The following is a 21463-nucleotide window of genomic DNA, read 5'->3' as shown; positions in this document are numbered from 1 at the left end:
GGGGGCGGGGGGTTGGATGCCCCCCGGGCGGGTCTTCCTCTTAGAGGGGGGGGGGGGGGGGGAGGCGGGCGGGGGGACCCCGGGGGGGGAGGGGCCGCCCCCCCGGCGGGCGGCCGCGGGCCCAGCCGCCCCCGCCGGTCCACCCGGTCCTGCGGGGGGGGTCCCGTACGACGGGTCCCGCACGGTCCGGCGGGGGTGGGGGCGGGCGCGGCTGCGCGGTCCGGGCTACGCGGTGAGGTGGAGGCGGATCAGGCCGTCCGGGGCGGCCTCCACACGGATCTGGCGGAGATCGCGGACGAGCGCGTCGGGGGCGAAGGCGCCGGCCCGCGGGCCGATGCCGATCACCCGCATCCCGGCGGCCCGGCCGGCCTCGATACCGGCCTCGGAGTCCTCGAAGACCACGCAGTCGGCGGGGGCGAAGCCCAGCTCGGCGGCGCCCTTCAGAAAGCCCTCCGGGTCCGGCTTGCTGGCGCCGACCCGCTCGGCGGTGACCCGGGTCTCCGGCATCCGCAGCCCGGCGGCGCCCATTCGTGCCGTGGCCAGCCGCTCGTCCGCCGAGGTGACCAGGGCGTGCGGCAGTCCGGCGATGGCGGCCATGAACTCGGGGGCGCCGCCGATCGGGATCACCCCGTCCAGGGTGGCGGTCTCCTCCGCGAGCATCGCCCGGTTGTCGGCGTAGTTCTCCTCCATGGGCCGGTCGGGCAGCAGCAGGGCCATGGTGGCGTACCCCTGGCGGCCGTGCACGACCTTCAGCGCCTCCTCGGGGTCCAGCCCGTGCCGTACCGCCCAGCGCCGCCAGCAGCGCTCGACCACGGCGTCCGAGTTCACCAGGGTGCCGTCCATGTCGAGCAGCAGGGCGCGCGTGGTCAGCACGGTGCCTGAGCCGGAAGGGCCGGAAGGGTCGGGAGAGTCGGAAGCGGCGGAAAGGCCGGAAGGGGCGTACGGGTCGGGGGCGGGGGCGGCCGGCATCGGTGATCTCCACGGGACGGGGGCGGTGTACGGGCTCCGCCGGGGCCGGGCGCTCCACGGAAATGCGTACCCGCCGGGGCGGCGGGGCGCGAAGCCGTGGTGGGCGGAGCCTCCGGCGGCGGCGGAGGTACGAAGCGTACGAAGCGGGGCACGGCGCCGGGCGGGCGGGGTACGAAGTGGCCCGCCCGCCGGTCAGGGAGGTGCGGGCGGGACCACTTTGTTTCTTCACGATACAAAATGCTTCCGGTCCGCGCCACCCCGCGGGCTCGCAAGGTGGCGGAGGTGCGGAGATGGGGATGGCGTCGCGGAGTCGGGGTCACGGGGGAGGGTGCCGCGCCGCCGGGGGTCGTCGCCCGGGGTGTGTGGGAGTGGTAATCCCATAAGCGGACAAAAGCCCCGCCTGAGAGGTGGAGAAAACGGCAGAAAGGGTACGCGTGCCGCGAAGTGCGACGCCGTGCGGCACGGGAGGTGACGCCGTGCGGCACCAGGTACGACGCCGCGCGGCACGAGCTCCGATGCCGTGCGGAGTGACGCCGCCAGGTGTGCGGGCCTTCGAAGAGGACGAGGGAGGCGGGCATGGCCCAGCAAGTGATGACCCCGGCCGCCGGGCCGGAGGCCGGGGCGGAGGGGAACCGGCGCGCGGTCCTGGTCGCGATCGGCGCGCTGCTGCTCGGCATGCTGCTGGCCGCCCTCGACCAGACCATCGTCTCCACCGCGCTGCCCACCATCGTCAGTGAGCTGGGCGGGATGGAGCACCTCTCCTGGGTGGTCACCGCCTACATGCTGGCCTCCACCGCCGCCACCCCGCTCTGGGGAAAGCTCGGTGACCAGTACGGCCGCAAGCGGCTCTACCAGACCGCCATCGTCGTCTTCCTGGTCGGCTCCGCGCTCTGCGGCATCGCCCAGAACATGCCCCAGCTCATCGCCTTCCGGGCCGTCCAGGGCCTGGGCGGCGGCGGGCTCATGGTGCTGTCCATGGCGATCGTCGGGGACCTGGTGTCACCGCGCGAGCGCGGCAAGTACCAGGGGCTCTTCGGTGCCGTGTTCGGTGCCACCAGTGTGCTCGGACCGCTGCTCGGCGGGCTGTTCACCCAGCATCTGAGCTGGCGCTGGGTCTTCTACGTCAACCTGCCGGTCGGCATCGTCGCCCTCTTCGCGATCGCCGCCGCCCTGCACATCCCGGCCCGCTCCGCCCGGCACACCATCGACTACCCGGGTACGGTCCTGATCGCCTCGGTCGCGACCTGCCTGGTCCTGGTCGCCTCCCTCGGCGGCACCACCTGGGCCTGGAGCTCGCCCGGGATCATCGGACTCGCGGTGCTCGGAGCCGTACTGCTGGTCTGGTTCGTCCGGGTGGAACGCCGGGCCGCCGAGCCGGTACTGCCGCTGAAGCTCTTCCGGATCCGGACCTTCGCGCTGGTCTCGGTGATCAGCTTTGTCATCGGCTTCGCCATGTTCGGCGCCATGACCTACCTGCCGACCTTCCTCCAGGTCGTCCAGGGCATCACCCCGACCATGTCCGGGGTGCACATGCTTCCGATGGTCCTCGGGCTGCTGCTCACCTCCACCGTCTCCGGCCAGCTGGTCAGCCGTACCGGCCGCTGGAAGGTCTTCCCGGTGGCGGGCACCGCCGTCACCGCCGCCGGGCTGCTTCTGCTGCACCGGATGACGGAGACCAGCTCCGTCACGGAGATGAGCCTCTACTTCTTCGTCTTCGGCGCCGGCCTCGGCCTGGTCATGCAGGTACTGGTGCTGGTGGTGCAGAACGCCGTCTCCTACGAGGACCTGGGTGTGGCCACCTCCGGGGCGACCTTCTTCCGCTCCATCGGCGCCTCCTTCGGCGTCGCGATCTTCGGCACGATCTTCACCAGCCGGCTCACCACCAAGCTGACCGAGGCCCTCGCCGGACGGCAGGTGCCGCCCGGGGCCGGGGCCGACCGGATCGCCGCCGACCCCCGGGCCATGGCCGGGCTGCCGGCCCCGCTGCGCCCGGCGGCGCTGCACGCGTACGCCACCTCGATCACCGATGTCTTCCTCTACGCCTCCCCGGTGGTGCTGCTCGCCTTCCTGATCGCGCTGTTCCTGAAGGAGGACCGGCTGCGCGGCTCGGTCACCGCGCCCGACCGCAGCCAGACCCTCGCCACCAATCCGGTAGAGCGCTCCTCGTACGACGAGTGCGCCCGCGCCCTGTCGGTGCTCGGCTCACGGGAGGGGCGGCGGAGGGTGTACGAGCGGATCACCGCCCGGGCCGGCCTCGATCTGATGCCCGCCGCCAGCTGGCTGCTGCTGCGGATACGGCGGCACGGCGCGGTGGAGCCCGCCCGGCTCGCCGAGACCGCCACCGTGCCGATCCGGGCGGTGACCGCGGCCGCCCGGCAGATCGAGGAACGCGGTCTGGCCCGCCGTGAGGGTCTCCAACTGGTGCTCACCGAGCCGGGTACCGGGGTGGCCGAGCGGCTGGCGCACGCCCGTGAGGACTCGCTAGCGGAGCTGCTGGGCGACTGGTGGGGACCCGACCGGCCCCGGGATCTGACGCTGCTCGTCCAGCAGTTGACCGGCGAGCTGTGCGGCTCCAGCGCCGAGCGCCCCCGAATGGCCCCGGCCCCCCGCGACCACGCGGTCTGAGCGGCGCGCACCCGGTCGTGGCGCGGTCCGAGCCGGTGCCCGGCCGTGGTGCGGTGCCCGTCCGGCCGGGGCCGTCCGGTCTACGCGGGCACGGGCGCCAGCTCCTTGCCGTAACAGATCTCGGCGTACGGCCGTCCCGGGCAGTACACCGGGATCTCCCGGTAGCCGCTCCGGACGTAGAGCGCCCGTGCCTCCACCAGGTCCAGCCGGGTGTTGAGCACCAGCCGCCGGGCGCCCAGCTCCACGGCCGCCGTCTCCAGCGCGGTGAGCAGCAGCCGCGCGCCACCGGTGCCGCGCAGCTCGGGGCGCACGAACACCCGGGTCAGCTCGGCCCGTTCGGCGTCGAGCAGCAGCACCCCACCGCACGCCGCCGCCACTGAGCCGACCCGGCCCACCAGGAACCGCCCGGTCGGGGCGGCGAGCAACTCCGCCCCGTCGCCGGTCAGTCCGGCGTCCACCTCGGCCTCGGTGGCCGGGCGGCGCCAGTACCGCCCGGCCACCTCCCGGTAGTAGGCGCGGCGCAGCGAGGTGGCGTCGGCGGAGTCGTAACGCTCGGCGGAAACCGCCCAGTCGGCGGACGTGACGATCATGTCCCCCTCCCTACCGGACGGTCCGGCCCGGCTGCCACGCCTTTTCGACGCCCCGGCCCCGGTCTCTCCCGAGGCCCCTCCGGCGAGCCGCCCGCCGGGCCGTCCGCAGGCCGGTCCGCCCGTCGGTCCGCCGCCGGTCCGCCGCCGGTCCGCCCGTCGGTCCGCCGCCGGTCCGCCGCCGGTCCGTCCGTGGGTCCGCCCGTCGGTCCGCCGTCGGTCCGTCCGCCGGTCCTTCCGACGCCGCCGGCCGTCGTTTGGCCCCGGGATTCCGGGCAACCAGCGTCTCCAACAGACCCCGGGCGCCGCCCGGAACGAGAACGAGAGAAGGCAGTCATGGAAACTGTCCTGATCGTCGTCGGTCTGGTCGTCGTCTTCGTCGTCGTTGTCGCCCTCGTCCTGCGCTTCGGACCGGGCCGCGCGGGCGGGCGGAGCGGACCCGGCCTGAAGCGGCGGTTCGGCCCCGAGTACGAGCGGACGCTCACCCGCCACGGCGGTGACACCGAGGCGGCCGAACGCGAACTCGCCGAGCGGGTGGAGCGCCACGGCGGACTGCGGCCCGTCCCCCTCGCGCCGGAGCTGCGCGAGCAGTACGTCGCCAAGTGGACCGGCCTCCAGGAGAGCTTCGTGGACGCCCCGCAGCAGGCGGTGACCGAGGCCGAGCGGCTGCTCGCCCTGCTGGCCCAGGACCGGGGCTTCCCGGCCGCGACCGCGTACGACGAGCAGGTGGCCGCGCTCTCCGTGCACCACGCCCACCATGTCGACGGCTACCGGGTCCTGCACCGCTCGGCCCGGGCCGACGGCACGACCGCGCCGAACACGGAGGAGCTGCGGTCCGCCATGGTGGAGGCCCGGAAGCTCTTCGAGGAGCTGGTCGCGGAACACCCGGAGGAGAGCCGTCCCGGCGCCACCGGTCCGACCGGGCGCGGCGGCCACCGCCCGCGCGCCCTGCGCCCGAAGGGAAGTGGCGTCTGATGGCGACCCAGCAGCCGCAGGGGAACTACGACCCGCACGAGAACCAGCAGCCCCGGGGAAACTGGGAGCCGCACGCGAACCAGGAGCCGCAGGCGGCCGACCCCCGGCACCCGGCGCCGCACCAGCAGCCGGTCCACCCCCGGCCGGCCCGGCCCGCGCACCCGGACGGCACCGGACCCGCCACCACTGGGACCGGACCCGCCACCACCGGGACCGGTGTGCGGCCGGAGCCGCTGGCCACCAAGGCGGGCGCCACCACCGGACAGGCCGGGCACACCGAACCGGCCGGGCACGCCGAACCGGCCGGGCACACCGAACCGGCCGGGCACGCCGGGACGGCCGGAGGCCCGGGGCCGGCCGGGGCGGGCGGCACCGCCGAGCGGCGGACCGAGGGGCTGCTGCCCATGGACGAGCGGGAGCGGATCGCCGTACGGATGCAGCACGCGCTCAGCGGCTTCGTGGACAGCCCCCGGCAGGCGGTCGAGGAGGCCGCCGGGGCGCTGGAGACCGCCGTCGAGCGGCTCACCACCGTCCTCACCGAGCGCCGCGCCTCACTGCGCACCTCCTGGGACACCAAGAGCTCCCACGACACGGCCGACGCCGCCGGCACCGGGGGCGCGAAGGCCGCGGACCGGACCACCGACACCGAGCATCTGCGTCTCACCCTTCAGCAGTACCGGGAGATCACCGACCGGCTGCTGCGGTTCTGATCCACGCTCCACACCCCGATGAGGGCCCGGGCCCGGGCGGCGGACACCCCCCCGCGCCGCCCGGGCCCGCGTCATGTCCGGAGGAGGCGCCCGGCCCGGGGCCGCGTCATGTCCGGAGGCGGTGTCCGGGGGAGGCGCCCGGCCTGGGTCCCGGCGCGTTACGCGCCCTCGGCGCCCCGCACGACCCGCGCCACCAGCAGCCCGTCCCAGCCCTTGGTGCCCACGGTCTGGAAGGCGGTGGCGTCGAGCCGGGGCTCGCGGGAGACCAGTTCGAACATCTCCCGGGTGCCCCGTACGTCCTCACCCGGGTCGGCCGGGTCGGTGATCCGCCCGCCGCGCACCACGTTGTCCACCACGATCACGCTGCCCGGCCGGGTCAGTTCGAGCGCCCAGGTCAGATAGGCGGCGTTGTTGCGCTTGTCGGCGTCGATGAAGACCAGGTCGAAGGGGCCGGCCCCCTCGGCCGCCAGCTTGGGCAGGGTGTCCAGCGCCGCGCCGGTACGCACCTCCGCCACGGTGTCCAGACCGGCGCGGGCGAGGTTGCCGCGCGCCACCTCGGCGTGCGCCGGGTCGAACTCCAGCGATATCAGCCGGCCGTCCGCCGGCAGCGCCCTGGCCAGCCAGATGGTGCTGTATCCGCCGAGGGTGCCGAGCTCCAGGACCGTCCGCGCCCCCTGGATCCGGGCGAGCAGGTGCAGCAGCTTGCCCTGGTTGGGCGCGACCGCGATGGGCGGCAGCCCGGCCGCGTCGCTGGCCGCGAGGGCGGCGGTCAGGGCCTCGTCGGCGGGGGCCAGCAGCCCGGTGAGATAGCGGTCGACGGTGTTCCACAATTCTTGTGTCATACAGCTGAATCTACCGCCGGTCATGGCCCGGCCGACGGGTGATTTCCCCCCTGGAGCCGGCCGGGTTCTCGACGGCATCGGGGTCCTCGAAAACGGCCGGGCCCTCGAAGACGGCCGGGGCCTCGAAGGCGGCCCGCCGGGTGGCGCGGCGCAGCGCCCGCAGCACCGCCGTCCCGACCGTCAGCACCAGCACCACGGTCAGCACCGCCCGCCCCAGGTCCCAGCCGAGCGAGGTCGCCGCGCAGTAGGCCAGGAACCGGACCAGGTTCTCGGAGAGCGGGTCGCCCGGCCGGAACGAGACCCCGCTGCTCATGCCCTGGAGCAGCACCCAGCCCTGGAGGTTCATGACCGTGCCGTACGCGAAGGAGGCCACCGCCCCGTACCCGGCCAGCATCAGCAGCTCACCGCGCCCGCGCAGCCGCCGCGCCCCCGGCAGCAGCCCGGCGCCCAGGGTGAACCAGCCCATGGCGAGCATCTGGAACGGCAGCCAGGGCCCGACCCCGCCGGTCAGCAGGGCGGACGCCGACATGGTGACCGACCCCAGGACGAAGCCGAAGCCGGGTCCGAGGACACGGCCGCTGAGCACCATCAGGAAGAACATCGGCTCCAGGCCGGCCGTCCCGGCGCCGAGCGGCCGGAGCGCGGCCCCGACCGCCGCCAGCACGCCCAGCATCGCCACCGCCTTGGCGTCGAGGCCGTGGTCGGAGATGGTCGCCACCACGACGGCGGCGAGCAGCGGCAGCAGTACGGCGAAGAGCCAGGGCGCGTCGGTGGCGTGCCCGGCCAGCACCGAGGCGGAGCCGGCCAGCAGCGGCCAGCCGAAGGCGACCACCCCGACCGCCGAGACCAGCGCCAGCGCGGCGACCGAGCGCGGCCCGAGCCGCACCGGGGCGGCCACGCCGTCCCGGGCGCTCCGGCCACCCCGGGCACCCCCGGGGGTCCGGGCGGTCACAGCGCGGCCTCCACCTGGGCGACGGTCAGCCAGGGGCCGGGCGCCAGCACCTTGGCGACCTGCGGGGCGAAGGCGGGCGAGGAGACGACCACCTCGGGCGTCGGCCCGTCCGCGACCACCTCGCCGTCGGCCAGGATCACCACCCGGTGCGCCAGTTCGGCGGCCAGCTCCACATCGTGGGTCGCCAGCACGATGGCGTGCCCCTCGGCCGCGAGCCCCCGGAGCACCTCCACCAGCCGGGCCTTGGCCGCGTAGTCCAGGCCCCGGGTCGGCTCGTCGAGCAGCAGCAGCGGGGGCCGCCCGGTCAGCACCAGGGCCAGCGCGAGCGCCAGCCGCTGCCCCTCCGAGAGGTCACGCGGATGCGCCTCGTCCGGTACGCCCGGGAGCAGCCGCGTCACCAGTTCCCGGCAGCTTCCCGGGGCGGCGCCCGCGTCCGCGTCGGCCGCCGCGCACTCGGCGCCGACCGTGGCGGCGAACAGCAGGTCGCGCGGCTCCTGCGGCACCAGCCCGACCCGCCGGACCAACTGGCGCGGCGGGGTGCGGTGCGGGACCAGGCCGCCGACCAGCACCCGGCCGGCGGCGGGCGTGACCATGCCGGTGAGCGCGCCGAGCAGGGTGGACTTGCCCGCGCCGTTACGTCCCATCAGCGCGACCGTCTCGCCCGGCCGCACGGTCAGGTCCACACCGCGCAGCGCCTCCACCCGCCCGTGCCGCACCGCCAGACCCCGGGCGGACACCACGTCGGCCCCGGCCCCGCCCCCGGCCCCGGCCCCGGACACGCTCTCCGTGGGTCCGGGCTCGGATTCGGCGGGACCGTTCCGGCGGTCGGGCCGCAGCCGGGACAGCAGCGCGCCGAACCGGCCCTCGCGCGCCGTGCCACCGGCGTCGACCGCCGGCACCGGTACGGCGGCGGCCGGGAGCGCCACCGGGGCGGGCGCCCGGCCCGCGAGCCGGTCCCGCAGCGGGGCGGCCCGGCGGCGGGCGTCCCGTACGGTCAGCGGCGGCGGCTCCCAGCCGGCCAGCCGGGCCAGGCCGACGACCGGCGGGTGCACCGGCGAGACGGCCATCACCTCGGCGGGCGGCCCGGTCAGCACGGGTTCGCCCGGGGCCCGCAGCAGCGCCACCCGGTCGGCGTACTGCACCACCCGCTCCAGCCGGTGCTCGGCCATCAGCACGGTGGTGCCCAGGTCGTGGACGAGGCGCTGGAGCACCGCGAGCACCTCCTCGGCGGCGGCCGGGTCCAGGGCGGAGGTCGGCTCGTCGAGCACCAGCACCCGGGGGTGCGGGGTCAGCACGGAGCCGATCGCCACCCGCTGCCGCTGGCCCCCGGAGAGGGTGGCGATCGGCCGGTCCCGCAGCTCCGCCAGGCCCAGCAGATCGAGGGTCTCCTCCACCCGGCGCCGCATCACCTCGGGCGCCAGGCCCAGCGACTCCATCCCGTACGCCAGCTCGTCCTCGACCGTGTCGGTGACGAAGTGGGCCAGCGGGTCCTGGCCCACCGTGCCCACCAGGTCGGCCAGTTCACGCGGCTTGTGGTCCCGGGTGTCCCGCCCGCCGACCGTCACCCGGCCGCGCAGCACCCCACCGGTGAAGTGCGGCACCAGCCCGGCGACGGCGCCGAGCAGGGTGGACTTGCCGACCCCGGACGGCCCCACCAGCAGCATCAGTTCGCCCTCCGGGACGGTGAGCTCCACATTCCGCAGAGCGGGGGCGGGGGCGTCGGCGTAGGTCACCGAGACGTTCTCGAACCGGATCACCGGGACTCCTTTCCTGACCCGTTCTCCGGCCGCCGGCCGGACTCGGACTCCGGCGCGGGAGGCGTCCGCGGCCCGGCCTCCGGAGCCGACGGGGCCTCCGGAGCCGACGGGGCCTCCGGAGCCGGGGCGACGAAGGCGGGCAACAGCCCGGGCAGCACCGACAGGGCGGGCCAGAGCGGAAGTTCGGGTGCCACCAGCGGCAGTACGCCCGGGTGCAGGGCCGGTTGGTCCCAGACCACCATCAACCCGCCGACCAGCAGCCCCGACCCGGCCACCAGCCAGGCGCGGACGCCCCACCGGTCGGGCCGGTAGCGGGTACGGGCGGAGCGCCGGCCGCCCAGCCGCAGTCCGGCGAGCGCGGCGAGTGCCCCGGCGGCCAGCAGCGGCGGACCCCAGGCGCCGCCACCGGCGGTGAGCAGCCCGAAGACCCCGACGCAGACCCCGAAGAGGCCGCCCAGGGTGAGCGCGGTGGTGGCGCGCCGGACGGCCGCCGGCACCGGAGCCGTACGGCCGTAACCGCGCGCGTCCATCGCCGCCGCCACCGCCACCGACCGCTCCAGCGCGTCCTCCAGCACCGGCAACCCGATCTGGAGCACCGCCCGCACCCCGCCGGAGGGGCGCCCGCGCAGCCGCCGGGCGGTGCGCAGCCGCACCACGTCGGCCACCAGATTCGGCGCGAAGGTCAGCGCGACCACCACGGCGACCCCCGCCTCGTACAGCGCGCCCGGCAGGGACTTCAGCAGTCGTGCCGGGCTGGCCAGCGCGTTGGCGGCGCCCACGCAGATCAGCAGGGCGGCCAGCCGGGCGCCGTCGTACAGCGCGAACAGCAACTGCTCGGCGGTGACCCGGCCACCGATCCGGATGCCCCGGGACCACTCCGGCAGCGGCACCTCGGGCAGGGTGACCAGCGGGTGCGTACCGGGGATCGGGGAGCCGAGCACCACCGAGAAGGCCAGCCGCAACACCAGGACGGCCAGGCCCAGTTTGAGGAAGGCGCCATAGGACCGGGCCCAGGGCGCGTCGGTCCGCCGGGCCGCCACCACATACCCGGCCACCCCGACGAGCAGCCCGAGCAGCAGCGGGTTGGTGGTCCTGGAGGCGGCGACGGCCAGCCCGAGCGCCCAGAGCCACCAGGCCCCGGCGTGCAGGGCGTTGGCCCGGCTCGCCCGGGGCGCCCGCAGGCCCCCCGGCAGCGCGGCTCCGGCCGGCACGGACGTCACGGCCGGCGTACGGGAGCCGGCCGGCGTACGGGATTCGGCCGGCGCGCCGGAGTCCGCCGGCGTGCGCCATTCGGACGGCGTACGGGTGCGGGGCGGGCGGCCGGACCGGTGCGGGAAGCGGCTCATCGGTCCCGGCGGCGCCGGGCCTGCCACCCGGCGGCGGCACCCAGCAGCAGTACGGCGGCGAGCCCGGCGATCACCCCCACGGACGGCCCGGAGCCGGACGGCTCGGAGTCCTCGGAAGGACCGGAGTCCTTCGAGTCCCCGGCGTCCCCGGGCTCCCGGGACTTCTGATCCTTCCCGGGCCCCTCGGTAGGGGTGCCGGGGCTGTCGGCCACCTGCTCGCCGCAGCCGGATTCCGGATAGCCGGCGATCGCGCAGAGCAGCGCCTGGGAGTTGTACCGGAGCGGCTTGGCCACCGCGGCCAGGGCCTCCGCACTGGTGGCCGAGGGGGCCACCCGGGCGCAGGCGGTGCGCGGGGCGGGCGGGTCCTGGCCGGCGGGCGCGTCGGCCGCCGTGCCGAAGTCGATGACGATCCCGATCCGCTTGCGGCCCGGCTCGGCGGGCGTGGCACCGCAGACGGCCGCGAAGTCCGGGGCCGGGCCCGGCCGGTCGGCGTCGGCCGAGTCCCGGCTGACCGCGAACCGGAAGCCGTCGACCTGGCCGTCCCCGGGCCGGGCGGTGGCCGGGCCCTCGGTGGCGTAGGCCCAGGCGCCGTTCCGGTCACCCGTCCAGAACGACCAGTAGCGGTAACCGGCGGCCCGGGCCGGCGCGGCACCGGCCACCACGGACACCGCGCACAGCAGGGCCGCCAGGACCGGCACCAGAGCCGTACGGAACGCCGAAGCGGAGAAGAGCCGGGGGCCGGTCATGAGGTGCCGTTCCGGTTGCGGCCGCTGAGCAGGAAGCCGATGCCGATGCCCGCCACCAGGAAGATCGCGACCACCAGCCAGACACTGAGCCCGGACTCCTCGCCCGCCGCTGTGTCCTTGGCGTCCTTGTCGTCCTTGGCGTCCGAGCCGTCCCCGCCGTCCCGGCTGGGCTTCGCGGACGGCTTCCCGGAGTCCTCGACCGGCGCGGGGCCGGTGGCGTTGAGCTGCTCCACCAGATCGTTGCCGCCGAAGTCGCGCGGGTCCTCGCCCATGGTGTGGGCGGCGAAGATCAACTGGGCGTAGGCGGCGGGGCCGCTCTCCTTGGCCCAGGCCGCCGAGTTCTCCTTCAGCCAGGTCACCGCCTTGGCCGCCTTGTCCCGGTGGCCGGCCGCACCGAGCGCCACGACCGCGTCCGCCGTGTTGCCGAAGTCCGGCTGCGGGGTGGTGGTGGCCGCGCCCGGCATCGGCGGCAGATCGAGGTGGCCGGTCTTCGCCAGGGCGGCGGCCAGGTAGGCGGCGCCGTTCCTGGCGGCCCGCTCGATGGTCGGCCGGGCCGGGGTCTCGCAGCTCACCGGCTGGTCCGGCGCCACCCCGCCGCTGCGGTAGTGCTTGCCGAGCCCGGCCAGGGTGGCGGCGGCGGTGGCGTCCGCGTTGGCCACCAGGGCGCCCTGCGGATCCGGCTGGTAGGCGAAGGCGCCGCCGCCCGCTGTGGCGCCGCACGGGATGGCGAACCCGAGCAGCGCGTCGTACGGCGTCCGGCCCGCCGCCTCACCCTCGGTTCCGGTATCGGCACCGGTCCCGGACGGCGAGGCCGGCGGCGACGCGGATTCCGCCGCCCCCGACGCCGACACGGATGCCGGTCCCGACGGGGATGCCGATGCCGATGCCGCCGACGGCGATCCGGTGGACGGTCCGGCGGAGGTGGAAGTGGACGCGGAGGCGGACGGGGAAGTGGTCCCGGAGGCGGACGGCGAGGCGGACGCGTGGCCGGTCCCCGACCGCACCTCGCCCGGGCGCTCGCCCGCGGCGGCGAGGGCGCTGATGACGATGGAGGTGGAGTTGGCGTCGCTCGGGCCGCCGGGGTTGTAGCCCCAGCCGCCGTCCGTGTTCTGAACGCCCTTGAGCCAGCCGACGCCCGCCCGGACGGCGGCCGTCACCGGATCGGTCCCGCCGTTCTCGGTCTCCGGCTTGTCGGTACGCGCCAGTGCCTGCACCGCGACGGCGGTGGCATTGGTGTCCAGCACCGTCCGGGGGGTGCAGCTCAAGTCCGGGCGGGCGTGGTACGGGGGGAAGGCCCCGTTGCCGCACTGCTGCCCCAGCAGCCAGTCCACCGCCCGCTCGGCCGGCTTCACCCCGGCGGTCTGCTGCGCGATGAAGGCGAGCGACTGCCGCCAGACCCCGTCGTACGCCGGGTCCTTCGTGCCGTACAGACCGGACCGCGGCGCCGGTCCGGACGGAGAGGCGGCGGGGGAGGGCGCCGCGTACGCGACGGGGGCGACGGCTCCGGCGCCGCCCGCGAGGAGCGCGGCGGAGACGGCGAGCGCCGCTGCGCCGACACCGGCGCGGACGCGGGGGGTGGTCATGGCGGATGTCTCCTGCGGGTGGTACGGGATGGACCGGGACGTACGGGCGTGGCCGCCCCGGGCACGGCCGTCGCGGTGACCGGCGGCCGGGCGCCGGAGCGGAGCGCCCGCCCGGGCCGTCGGCGGGCGCTCCGGCGCCGTACCGTACGGGTTCGTTCCGGCTGCGGGTTCCGTTCCGTACGCGCCGTGCCGTACGGGTCCCCCGTGCCGGGCCGTCCCGTGGTGCGTGCGCCGATCGGTGCCGGGCCCGTACCGGACGGGCCGGGCTGATCCCGGTTCGCCCCGTACGGGCGAGATGGCGGTCCGCCCACTCTACCGGTGGGCCCCGGGCGGGCGGTCAGCGGCGCCCGCCGGCACCGGTCGGGGCCGGGGCGGGGTCCACCAGCCGGCAGACGGTCTCCAGGTCCGTCCGCACCTGGGCCAGCGATGCCCGCCCCGACAGCCAGGTGATCAGGGTGGAGTGCCAGGTGTGGGTGATGACCCGGACGGCGGAGAGCTGCTGGGCCGTCGGGTGGTCCAGCCCCATGGCGTCCAGGATGACCCGGGTGGTCAGCGCGGAGACGGCGTCCACCTCGGCGTTGACGCTCCGGTCCGCGAAGGTGAGCGCCCGGACCATGGCCTCCGCGAGCCGGGGCTCGCGCTGGAGGGCCCGGAAGGCGCGCATCAGGGTCTCCGCGACCCGCTCGGCCGGGCCGTCCGCCGCCGGGGGCCGCCGGCGCAGGGTGGAGTGCAGCCGCTGGAGCTGGTCCGCCATGGTGGCGACCAGCAGATGCACCTTGGACGGGAAGTACCGGTACAGCGTGCCCAGCGCCACGTCCGCCGACTCCGCCACCTCGCGCATCTGGACCGCGTCGAAGCCGCCGCGCCCGGCCAGCTCGGCACTGGCCGCCAGGATGGCCAGCCGCCGGGCCTCCTGCCGCTCGGTCAGCCGGCCCCCGGGACGTTGCCGGTCCCCGGGGCGCTCCCGGCCCCCGGAAGGCTGCCGGTCCCCGGGGCGCTCCCGGCCAGTGGGAGGTTGCCGGTCCTCGGGAGGTTGCCGGTCCCCGGGGCGCTCCTGGTCTTCGGCGCACCCCGCCCCGGGCGCCCGTGCTTCCCTCGCGCCCCGCGTGTTCTGCGCACCCCGCGCGTTCTGCGGGCTCTGCGCACTCCGGGTGCGCTGTGCGCCCTGCGTGCCCCGCGCAGTCCCGGCTCTCCGGGCTCCCCGGTCCGCTCTGTCGTCCGCCGTCGTCATGGGTCCGTCCGGGTCCGTTCCGTTCCGTGCCATGGGTCCGCTCCGGGGCGCTCCGGGTCCGCCGAGGGCCCGCCACGGGACCGCCGTGCGGTCGCTGCGGGGCCGCCGCGGGCCCCTCGCGCGGTCGCCGGGGTCCGCGGTGGTACCGCCGTCCCTGTGCCGTGGCGGGAATCACCTGTTCCGGCCCTTACGGCGGCGCTACCTGCCGGTAGATTCGAAGCTCTTGAACCATCAAGTCTGAAACTTGTTCTAGATTACGCGACCGGTTACGCTCCGGCGGGACGCAGCACGAAGGGGGCCGCGAGTGACCGCAGAGGCCATGGACGCGGGCCCCCGCGCCGGAGCCGTCGTCCGACCGGTCCCCGGGGCCGAGGACCGCCCGTTGCGGATCGCCCTTCTGACCTACAAGGGGAATCCATTCTGCGGAGGTCAGGGCGTCTACGTCCGGCACCTCTCCCGCGAACTGGCCCGGCTGGGCCACAGCGTCGAGGTGATCGGCGCCCAGCCCTACCCCGTGCTCGACGGCGGGGTGCCGCTCACCGAGCTGCCCAGCCTGGACCTCTACCGCCAGCCCGACCCCTTCCGCACCCCGAGGCGGGAGGAGTTCCGGGACTGGGTCGACGCCCTCGAGGTCGCCACCATGTGGACCGGTGGCTTCCCCGAGCCGCTCACCTTCTCGCTCCGGGCCCGCCGTCATCTGCTGGCGCGGCAGGGGGAGTTCGACGTCGTCCACGACAACCAGACGCTGGGGTACGGACTGCTCGGCGACCTCGGCGCCCCGCTGGTCACCACCATCCACCACCCCATCACCGTCGACCGGGAGCTGGAGCTGAAGGCGGCGACCGGTGCGGGCCGCCGCGCCTCGGTCCGCCGCTGGTACGCCTTCACCCGGATGCAGAAGCGGGTGGCGCGGCGGCTGCCGTCGGTGCTCACCGTCTCCGGCTCCTCCCGCCAGGAGATCGTCGAGCACCTCGGCGTACCGGACGAGCGCATCACGGTCGTCCACATCGGCGCCGACACCGACCTGTGGTCGCCCGACCCGGCGGTGCCCGAGGTACCCGGCCGGATCGTCACCACCTCCAGCGCCGACGTCCCGCTCAAGGGCCTGATCCACCTGGTGGAGGCGCTCGCCAAGCTGCGCACCGAGCACCCCGCCGCCCATCTGGTGGTCGTCGGCAAGCGCGCCGAGGACGGCCCGGTCGCCCGGGCCATCGAGCGGTACGGGCTCGGCGGCGCCGTGCGGTTCGTCAAGGGCGTCACCGACGCCGAGCTGGTCGATCTGGTCCGGAGCGCCCAAGTCGCCTGTGTGCCCTCGCTGTACGAGGGGTTCTCGCTGCCCGCCGCCGAGGCGATGGCCACCGGCACCCCGCTGGTCGCCACGACCGGCGGGGCGATCCCGGAGGTCGCGGGACCGGACGGCGAGACCTGTCTGGCCGTCCCGCCCGGGGACGCCGGGGCACTCGCCGCCGCGCTGGGCCGGCTGCTGGACGACCCCGCGCTCCGAACCCGTCTCGGGGCGGCCGGCCGCGCCCGGGTGCTGGACCGGTTCACCTGGGCCCGCGCCGCCCGGGGCACCGCCGAGCTCTACCGGGAGGCCGTGGCCCGCGGGACCGGCGCCCGGCCGGTGCCGGCCGGACCCGCCGCCGGTGCCGCCCGCCCGGCCCCGGGGGCGCCCGCCGCGACCCGCCCGGTCGCGGAGCCGCTCGCCGGCGGTGCCGCCCGGCTCGCCCCGGAGCCGCTCGCCGGCGCCCCCCTCGATGTTCTCGACCGCGAACTTCTCGATCGTGAACTCCTCGACCGCGATGTTCTCCACCGCGAAAGCAGGCCGCCCTCGTGCTGACCGTCGACTTCACCCGCTTCCCGCTCGCCCCCGGCGACCGCGTGCTCGACCTGGGCTGCGGGGCGGGCCGGCACGCCTTCGAGTGCTACCGGCGCGGGGCCCGGGTGGTGGCGCTGGACCGGAACGGCGAGGAGATCCGCGAGGTCGCCACCTGGTTCGCGGCCATGAAGGAGGCGGGCGAGGCCCCGGCCGGGGCGACCGCCACCGCCATGGAGGGCGACGCGCTCAACCTCCCCTTCCCGGACTCCTCGTTCGACGTGGTGATCATCTCCGAGGTGATGGAGCACATCCCCGACGACAAGGGGGTGCTCGCCGAGATGGTGCGTGTGCTCAAGCCGGGCGGCCGGATCGCCGTGACCGTGCCCCGGTACGGCCCCGAGAAGGTCTGCTGGGCGCTCTCCGACGCGTACCACGAGGTCGAGGGCGGACACATCCGCATCTACAAGGCGGACCAACTGCTCGGCCGCGTCCGGGAGGCGGGGCTGCGCCCGTACGGCTCCCACCACGCCCACGCCCTGCACTCGCCCTACTGGTGGCTGAAGTGCGCCTTCGGCGTGGACAACGACAAGGCGCTGCCGGTACGGGCGTACCACAAGCTGCTGGTCTGGGACATCATGAAGAAGCCCCTGGCCACCCGGCTCGCGGAGCGGGCGCTCAACCCGGTCCTCGGCAAGAGCTTCGTCGTCTACGCGACCAAGCCCCATCTGCCCGCCGCCACTTCGGGCACCCCGGACACCCCGTACGACGCGTCCGGCACCCCGGAGACCGTACCGGCCGCCCCCAGGACCGTCGCGGAGACCGCCCCGGAGCACACCCCGGCCGCCCCGAAGACCGTCCCGGGGGAGCGGTGACCTCGCCGGAGCGGATCGCCGAACACCTCGTCCTGCCCGGGGTTCTGACCGCCGAGCAGGCCGCCGAGACGGTCGCCGGTCTCCTCGCCGTACAGCGCGAGGACGGGGCCATCCCCTGGTTCCGGGGCCACCACCTGGACCCCTGGGACCACACCGAGGCGGCCATGGCGCTGGACGCGGCCGGGGAGCACGCGGCCGCCGCCCGCGCCTACGCCTGGCTGGCCCGGCACCAGAACGAGGACGGTTCCTGGTACGCCGCCTACCACGACGGCGACGCCGCCCGGGTGACCGACCGGGGCCGGGAGACCAACTTCGTCGCCTATGTCGCCGTGGGCGTCTGGCACCACTACCTGGCCACCGGCGACGACGCCTTCCTGGACCGGATGTGGCCCGTGGTCCACGCGGCGGTCGAGTTCGTGCTGCGGCTCCAGCGGCCCGGCGGCCAGATCGGCTGGAAGCGGGAGGACGACGGCACCCCCGTCGGCGACGCGCTGCTGACCGGCTGTTCGTCCGTCCACCACGCGCTGCGCTGCGCCCTGGCGATCGCCGAGGAGCGGGAGGAGCCGCAGCCCGACTGGGAGCTGGCGGCCGGCGCGCTGGCCCATGCGATACGCAGCCACCCGGAGCGGTTCCTCGACAAGAGCCGCTACTCGATGGACTGGTACTACCCGGTCCTGGGCGGGGCGGTGACCGGCGCGGCGGCCAAGGAGCGCATCGAGCGCGGCTGGGCGGACTTCGTCGTGCCCGGGCTCGGGGTCCGCTGTGTGCTGCCCAATCCCTGGGTGACCGGCGGCGAGAGCTGTGAACTCGCCCTGACCCTCTGGATCATGGGTGAGTCCGACCGGGCGCTGGAGATCCTCCAGTCCCTCGGCCACCTCCGGGGGCCGGACGGGATGTACTGGACGGGGTACGTCTTCGAGGGCCACCGGGCCGTCTGGCCGGAGGAACTCACCACCTGGACGGCCGGTTCGCTGCTGCTCGCGGTGGCCGCCCTGGGGGGAGAAGAGGCGACCACCGCGGTCTTCGGCGGCGCGCGGCTGCCGCACGGCCTCGCGCCGGAGTGCTGCGCCTGACCCACCGCCTGTCCCGGACCGCGATCCGGACCACGGTCCGGACCCGCCGGCCGGTGGGTCCGGTCAGGAGCGGCGCAGCCGGCCCGCCACGGCATGGCCGATGAACAGGTAGACGAGCGCGGCGAGTCCGTAACCCGCCACGACCCGCGCCCAGGCGGCGTCGAAGGTGAACAGGTCGTACGACCAGCCGGCCAGCCAGCGGGCCGCGTCCTGGACGAAGGAGACCAGGTCGTTGGCCCGGTTGGCGTCCAGGAGATACATCAGAATCCAGAGGATCAGGGTTCCGGCCAGAATATCGGCGACGACCGCTATGGCGGTGGCCGCCTGGTTGCCGTTCCGGTGACGGGGAGACATGCCCGACGGATTGCCGCTCCCGACCCGTCGAAACCCGCCCCCTCCGAAAGCCCGTACGAGGCGCCCGAGTTGCTCCCGGTGTCCGGAGTTGCTCCCGGCGTCCCGAGTCGCTCCCGGCGTACGGTACGGCTCCGGCCCCCCGCCCGCGAGGGACGAGGGGCCGGAGCCGTGAGGACAGCGCGCGGGCTCAGCCGCTCGACCGCTCAGCCGCGCTGGATGCCCGTGGTGTCCTGGAGCACGCCCCGGCGGCCGTCCTGGGTCTGGGCGACCAGGCCCTGGCCGCGCTGCTCGACCGCCAGGTACCAGGTCCCGGGGGCGAGTTCGGCGATCGGCGTCGGGGAGCCGTCCTCCCCGTAGAGCGGACGGGCCACCGGGACGGCGAACCAGAACGGGGCGAAGTCACCGGTCGGCGCGGCGGGCTGCCCCGTCGTGCCGGTGCCGGTGGCCTGGGCGCCCGCCGGCTCGTGGGCGCCGTGCTGTCCGGGCTGCCCGCTCTGACCCTGCTGGGCCGGCTGCGGCTGCCCCGGCTGCGGCTGTCCGGGCTGACCGGAGTGGAGGCCGCCCGGGTAGCCGTAGCCGCCCTGGGGCTGGCCGCCGAAGGACTGGGGGCCGCCGGGGTAGCCGTACCCGGGCTGGCCACCGTACGGCTGCGGCGTCTGGGGGCGGGGGGCGCCCATGAGCGGGGCCTTGAGGGCGGGCACCAGCGGCGCGGCGACGGCGGCCACGGCGAGCACGAGGGCCGCGATCAGGCCCAGGATCATGCCGGCACCGGCGTCGGCCGGCATGTCGATGATGGTCCAGAAGGCCGTCCACAGCGCGAAGACGCAGAACGCGACCCCGAACTGACCCAGGTCCAGACCGGCGACCTTCCGGCCCGGCATGCTCCGCCCGAGGACGAGCAGCACGGCGCCGATGACACCGGACAGGAACATGCTCATCAGCAGGCCGAGGGAGTCCCAGGCGTTCGTCTGGAAGCGCGAGCAGTCGACACCGGCAGGGCACTCGACACTGGTCGTGCCGAGGAACGAGGCGATGAACAGCACGACCGCTGCTCCGATCACCACGCCGTCGCCTCGACTGAGGGAGCGGATGTTCACGTGAAAATTCCTTCGTCGGTTCGTCTCGTCGGGGTGGCGCGAAGCACGGGGGGCGGCCCCATCGTACGGATGAATCTATCGTTCATCCGTCCCGGCGTCCTGACCGAGCAGGTAAGCGCCGATCCCGTCCGCGATCCCCGTCGCCGCTTTCTGCCGCCAGGCCGGATCGGTGAGCAATGCGGCGTCCTGCGGATCCCGCATGTTGCCGCATTCCAGGAACACCTTGGGCACGGTCGAGAGATTGAGCCCGCCCAGGTCCTCGCGGACATCCAGCCCGGTGCCGCCGCCGAGGTAGTTGGCGGGCGCGCTGCCGGTGGCCCGGCCGAAGGAACGGGCCAGCCGCTCGCCCAGCGCCCGGGACGGCCCGACGATCCTCGTGGTGTCCGCCTTCCCGCCCTTGACCAGGGCGGGAAGGATCACATGAAAGCCCCGGTGACCGACCGCCGAGCCGTCCGCGTGCACCGACACCACGGCGTCCGCGCCCGCCTGGTTCCCGATCACCGCCCGCTCGTCCACGCAGGGGCCGAAGGGGCGGTCGGCGTCATGGGTGAGACGCACCGTGGCGCCGCGTTCCCGGAGCAGGTCGCGCAGCCGGTGGCTGACGTCCCGTGTGAAAGCGGCTTCCGGATAACCGTCGTCGGTGGACGTTCCGGTGGTGTCGCATTCCTTGTGGTTCGTTCCGATGTCCACGAGTTCCGCGATCTCACGGGCATGCTGAAAATTACTCGGATTGTGACCCGGGTCGATCACCACGACTTTCCCCGCCAGCGAACCCGGCCCGTCCGCTCTTCCGTTCGCCGCCCCGCCCGTCACCCCATTCGCCGGGGAACCTTCCGGGGGTTTCCCGGCGACCCGGCCCGCCGCCGTACCGGTAGGCGCGCCCGGTGCCTTGGGGTCGCCCTCCCCGCCGCGTACCGCGTCACTGATCAGCCACCCCGCAAGGGCCGCCGCCAGCAGCGCGGCCAGCGCGAGGACGAGTTTCGGACGGACGGGGGACCGGCGGTAGTCGTCGTGCACAGGCCGATGCTAAAGCCCGGCCACCCCCGCCCCCGTGAACCCGCCGCCCCCGCCTCCCGCGCCGGTCGTCTCTCTCCCCCCCCCGAGTCCTCCGAGTCCTCCGGGCCCTCCCGGGCTCCCCGGTCCTCCCGGCGGCTCCCGGGTCCTTGCCGGGGGCTCCCGGTTCCTTCCCCGGCCCTCCCAGTTCCTCCCGGCGGCTCCCGGGTCCTTGCCGGGGGCTCAGATCCCGGGGCCGGTACGGCGCAGCACCCGCAGCGAATCCTGCACCGCGACCTCCTCGAACGCCCCCGAGGCGAGGGCCCGTCGGTAGATCCGGTACGGCGCCTGGCCGCCGTCCGCCGGGTCGGGGAACACATCGTGCACCACCAGCAGGCCGCCGGCCGCCACCTTGGGCGCCCAGCCCTCGTAGTCGGCGGTGGCGTGCTCGTCGGTGTGGCCGCCGTCGATGAACACCAGCCCCACCTCCCCGGCCCACACCCGCGCCACCTGCGGCGACCTCCCGACCACGGCCACCACGTGCTCCTCAAGACCGGCCGCGTGCAGGGTGCGGCGGAAGGTCGGCAGGGTGTCCATCCGGCCCACCTCGGGATCGACCACCTCCGGGTCGTGGTACTCCCACCCCGGCTGCTGCTCCTCGCTGCCCCGGTGGTGGTCGACCGTCACCGCCACGGTGCCCGCGCCCCGCGCCGCCGCGGCCAGCAGGATCGTGGAGCGCCCGCAGTACGTCCCCACCTCCAGCAACGGCAGCCCCAGCCGCCCGGCCGCCACCGCCGCCCCGTACAGCGCCAGCCCCTCCCCGACGGGCATGAACCCCTTGGCCGCCTCGAACGCGACCAGCGTCTCCGGCTCCGGCTGCGGCAGCGGCTCCGTCATGGCGGTCATAGCGCTTCCTCCTGAACGAACTACAC

Annotated in this window: 19 protein-coding genes; 6 read left to right on the top strand and 13 right to left on the bottom strand. The window is 75.4% G+C overall.

Annotated elements, in window-relative coordinates; translation table 11 throughout:
* Positions 1-225: 225 nt before the first annotated feature.
* Positions 226-873 carry an HAD family hydrolase gene (locus NX801_RS27090; RefSeq protein ID WP_309505913.1) on the bottom strand — a complete coding sequence of 216 codons (648 nt, stop codon included), beginning with the start codon at positions 871-873 and terminating at the stop codon, positions 226-228.
* Positions 874-1545: 672 nt separating this feature from the next.
* Between NX801_RS27090 and NX801_RS27085 the strand changes: the two genes are divergently transcribed.
* Complete coding sequence (locus NX801_RS27085; RefSeq protein ID WP_258790568.1) at positions 1546-3594, top strand: MDR family MFS transporter; 2049 nt, start codon at positions 1546-1548, stop codon at positions 3592-3594.
* 80 nt (positions 3595-3674) lie between these two features.
* Here the strand turns inward: NX801_RS27085 and NX801_RS27080 are convergent, their stop codons facing one another.
* Positions 3675-4184, bottom strand: coding sequence for a GNAT family N-acetyltransferase (locus NX801_RS27080; protein WP_258790567.1), 510 nt, complete (start codon positions 4182-4184; stop codon positions 3675-3677).
* Positions 4185-4517: 333 nt separating this feature from the next.
* On the opposite strand from NX801_RS27080, the gene NX801_RS27075 reads away from it, so the two are divergent.
* Positions 4518-5156 carry a hypothetical protein gene (locus tag NX801_RS27075; protein WP_258790566.1) on the top strand — a complete coding sequence of 213 codons (639 nt, stop codon included), beginning with the start codon at positions 4518-4520 and terminating at the stop codon, positions 5154-5156.
* On the top strand, positions 5156-5866 hold the full coding sequence (locus tag NX801_RS27070) for a hypothetical protein (RefSeq protein ID WP_258790577.1): 711 nt from the start codon (positions 5156-5158) through the stop codon (positions 5864-5866). Before NX801_RS27075 ends, NX801_RS27070 begins: the two co-directional genes overlap by 1 nt.
* A gap of 158 nt (positions 5867-6024) precedes the next feature.
* Here the strand turns inward: NX801_RS27070 and NX801_RS27065 are convergent, their stop codons facing one another.
* The 7 genes from NX801_RS27065 to NX801_RS27035 form a co-directional block, all read right to left on the bottom strand.
* Positions 6025-6708, bottom strand: a complete 684-nt coding sequence (locus NX801_RS27065; protein ID WP_258790565.1) for an O-methyltransferase — start codon at positions 6706-6708, stop codon at positions 6025-6027.
* Positions 6709-6718: 10 nt separating this feature from the next.
* Positions 6719-7606, bottom strand: coding sequence for an ECF transporter S component (locus tag NX801_RS27060; RefSeq protein ID WP_258790575.1), 888 nt, complete (start codon positions 7604-7606; stop codon positions 6719-6721).
* Between the two features lie 50 nt (positions 7607-7656).
* Positions 7657-9417 (bottom strand): ABC transporter ATP-binding protein, encoded by a 1761-nt coding sequence (locus tag NX801_RS27055; RefSeq protein WP_258790564.1) that lies wholly within the window; start codon positions 9415-9417, stop codon positions 7657-7659.
* On the bottom strand, positions 9414-10637 hold the full coding sequence (locus NX801_RS27050; protein ID WP_258790563.1) for a CbiQ family ECF transporter T component: 1224 nt from the start codon (positions 10635-10637) through the stop codon (positions 9414-9416). Before NX801_RS27050 ends, NX801_RS27055 begins: the two co-directional genes overlap by 4 nt.
* A 122-nt stretch (positions 10638-10759) precedes the next feature.
* Positions 10760-11509: an SCO2322 family protein gene (locus NX801_RS27045; protein WP_258790562.1), complete on the bottom strand. Its 750-nt coding sequence runs from the start codon at positions 11507-11509 to the stop codon at positions 10760-10762.
* Entirely contained in the window at positions 11506-13092 is a 1587-nt protein-coding gene (locus tag NX801_RS27040; RefSeq protein WP_258790561.1) for a prenyltransferase/squalene oxidase repeat-containing protein, read from the bottom strand. The genes NX801_RS27045 and NX801_RS27040 overlap by 4 nt, the downstream gene beginning before the upstream one ends.
* Positions 13093-13429: 337 nt before the next feature.
* Positions 13430-14020 (bottom strand): TetR family transcriptional regulator, encoded by a 591-nt coding sequence (locus NX801_RS27035; protein ID WP_258790574.1) that lies wholly within the window; start codon positions 14018-14020, stop codon positions 13430-13432.
* Positions 14021-14627: 607 nt separating this feature from the next.
* Here NX801_RS27035 and NX801_RS27030 point away from each other — a divergent pair.
* From NX801_RS27030 to NX801_RS27020, 3 genes are read left to right on the top strand one after another with little or no spacing between them, the layout of a single operon-like run.
* Entirely contained in the window at positions 14628-16163 is a 1536-nt protein-coding gene (locus NX801_RS27030; RefSeq protein ID WP_428986246.1) for a glycosyltransferase family 4 protein, read from the top strand.
* Positions 16157-17014, top strand: a complete 858-nt coding sequence (locus NX801_RS27025) for a class I SAM-dependent methyltransferase (RefSeq protein ID WP_258790560.1) — start codon at positions 16157-16159, stop codon at positions 17012-17014. Before NX801_RS27030 ends, NX801_RS27025 begins: the two co-directional genes overlap by 7 nt.
* Positions 17011-18087, top strand: a complete 1077-nt coding sequence (locus NX801_RS27020; RefSeq protein WP_258790559.1) for a glucosidase family protein — start codon at positions 17011-17013, stop codon at positions 18085-18087. Before NX801_RS27025 ends, NX801_RS27020 begins: the two co-directional genes overlap by 4 nt.
* A gap of 63 nt (positions 18088-18150) precedes the next feature.
* Here NX801_RS27020 and NX801_RS27015 read toward each other — a convergent pair whose 3' ends face one another.
* The 4 genes from NX801_RS27015 to NX801_RS27000 all read right to left on the bottom strand — a co-directional run bounded on the left by NX801_RS27015 (position 18151) and on the right by NX801_RS27000 (position 21437).
* On the bottom strand, positions 18151-18441 hold the full coding sequence (locus tag NX801_RS27015; protein WP_258790558.1) for a hypothetical protein: 291 nt from the start codon (positions 18439-18441) through the stop codon (positions 18151-18153).
* A gap of 203 nt (positions 18442-18644) precedes the next feature.
* Positions 18645-19538 carry a DUF5336 domain-containing protein gene (locus NX801_RS27010; protein ID WP_258790557.1) on the bottom strand — a complete coding sequence of 298 codons (894 nt, stop codon included), beginning with the start codon at positions 19536-19538 and terminating at the stop codon, positions 18645-18647.
* A 75-nt stretch (positions 19539-19613) separates the two neighbouring features.
* A complete protein-coding gene (locus NX801_RS27005; protein ID WP_258790556.1) occupies positions 19614-20555 on the bottom strand; it encodes an N-acetylmuramoyl-L-alanine amidase in 942 nt (313 codons plus the stop codon).
* A 219-nt stretch (positions 20556-20774) separates the two neighbouring features.
* On the bottom strand, positions 20775-21437 hold the full coding sequence (locus tag NX801_RS27000) for a class I SAM-dependent methyltransferase (protein WP_258790555.1): 663 nt from the start codon (positions 21435-21437) through the stop codon (positions 20775-20777).
* Positions 21438-21463 lie beyond the last annotated feature (26 nt).

The organism is Streptomyces pyxinae (assembly GCF_024756275.1).
Taxonomy (GTDB): Bacteria; Actinomycetota; Actinomycetes; order Streptomycetales; family Streptomycetaceae; genus Streptomyces; species Streptomyces pyxinae.
Note: the sequence above shows the minus strand (reverse complement) of the source record. Positions and strands in the feature narration are given on the sequence as shown.

Excerpts from the sequence above, each read along its gene's own strand:
- NX801_RS27065 (WP_258790565.1), bottom strand. The coding sequence starts at position 6,708 with ATGACACAAGAATTGTGGAACACCGTCGACCGCTATCTCACCGGGCTG.
- NX801_RS27080 (WP_258790567.1), bottom strand. The coding sequence starts at position 4,184 with ATGATCGTCACGTCCGCCGACTGGGCGGTTTCCGCCGAGCGTTACGAC.
- NX801_RS27045 (WP_258790562.1), bottom strand. The coding sequence starts at position 11,509 with ATGACCGGCCCCCGGCTCTTCTCCGCTTCGGCGTTCCGTACGGCTCTG.
- NX801_RS27075 (WP_258790566.1), top strand. The coding sequence starts at position 4,518 with ATGGAAACTGTCCTGATCGTCGTCGGTCTGGTCGTCGTCTTCGTCGTC.
- NX801_RS27085 (WP_258790568.1), top strand. The coding sequence starts at position 1,546 with ATGGCCCAGCAAGTGATGACCCCGGCCGCCGGGCCGGAGGCCGGGGCG.
- NX801_RS27000 (WP_258790555.1), bottom strand. The coding sequence starts at position 21,437 with ATGACCGCCATGACGGAGCCGCTGCCGCAGCCGGAGCCGGAGACGCTG.
- NX801_RS27070 (WP_258790577.1), top strand. The coding sequence starts at position 5,156 with ATGGCGACCCAGCAGCCGCAGGGGAACTACGACCCGCACGAGAACCAG.
- NX801_RS27015 (WP_258790558.1), bottom strand. The coding sequence starts at position 18,441 with ATGTCTCCCCGTCACCGGAACGGCAACCAGGCGGCCACCGCCATAGCG.
- NX801_RS27040 (WP_258790561.1), bottom strand. The coding sequence starts at position 13,092 with ATGACCACCCCCCGCGTCCGCGCCGGTGTCGGCGCAGCGGCGCTCGCC.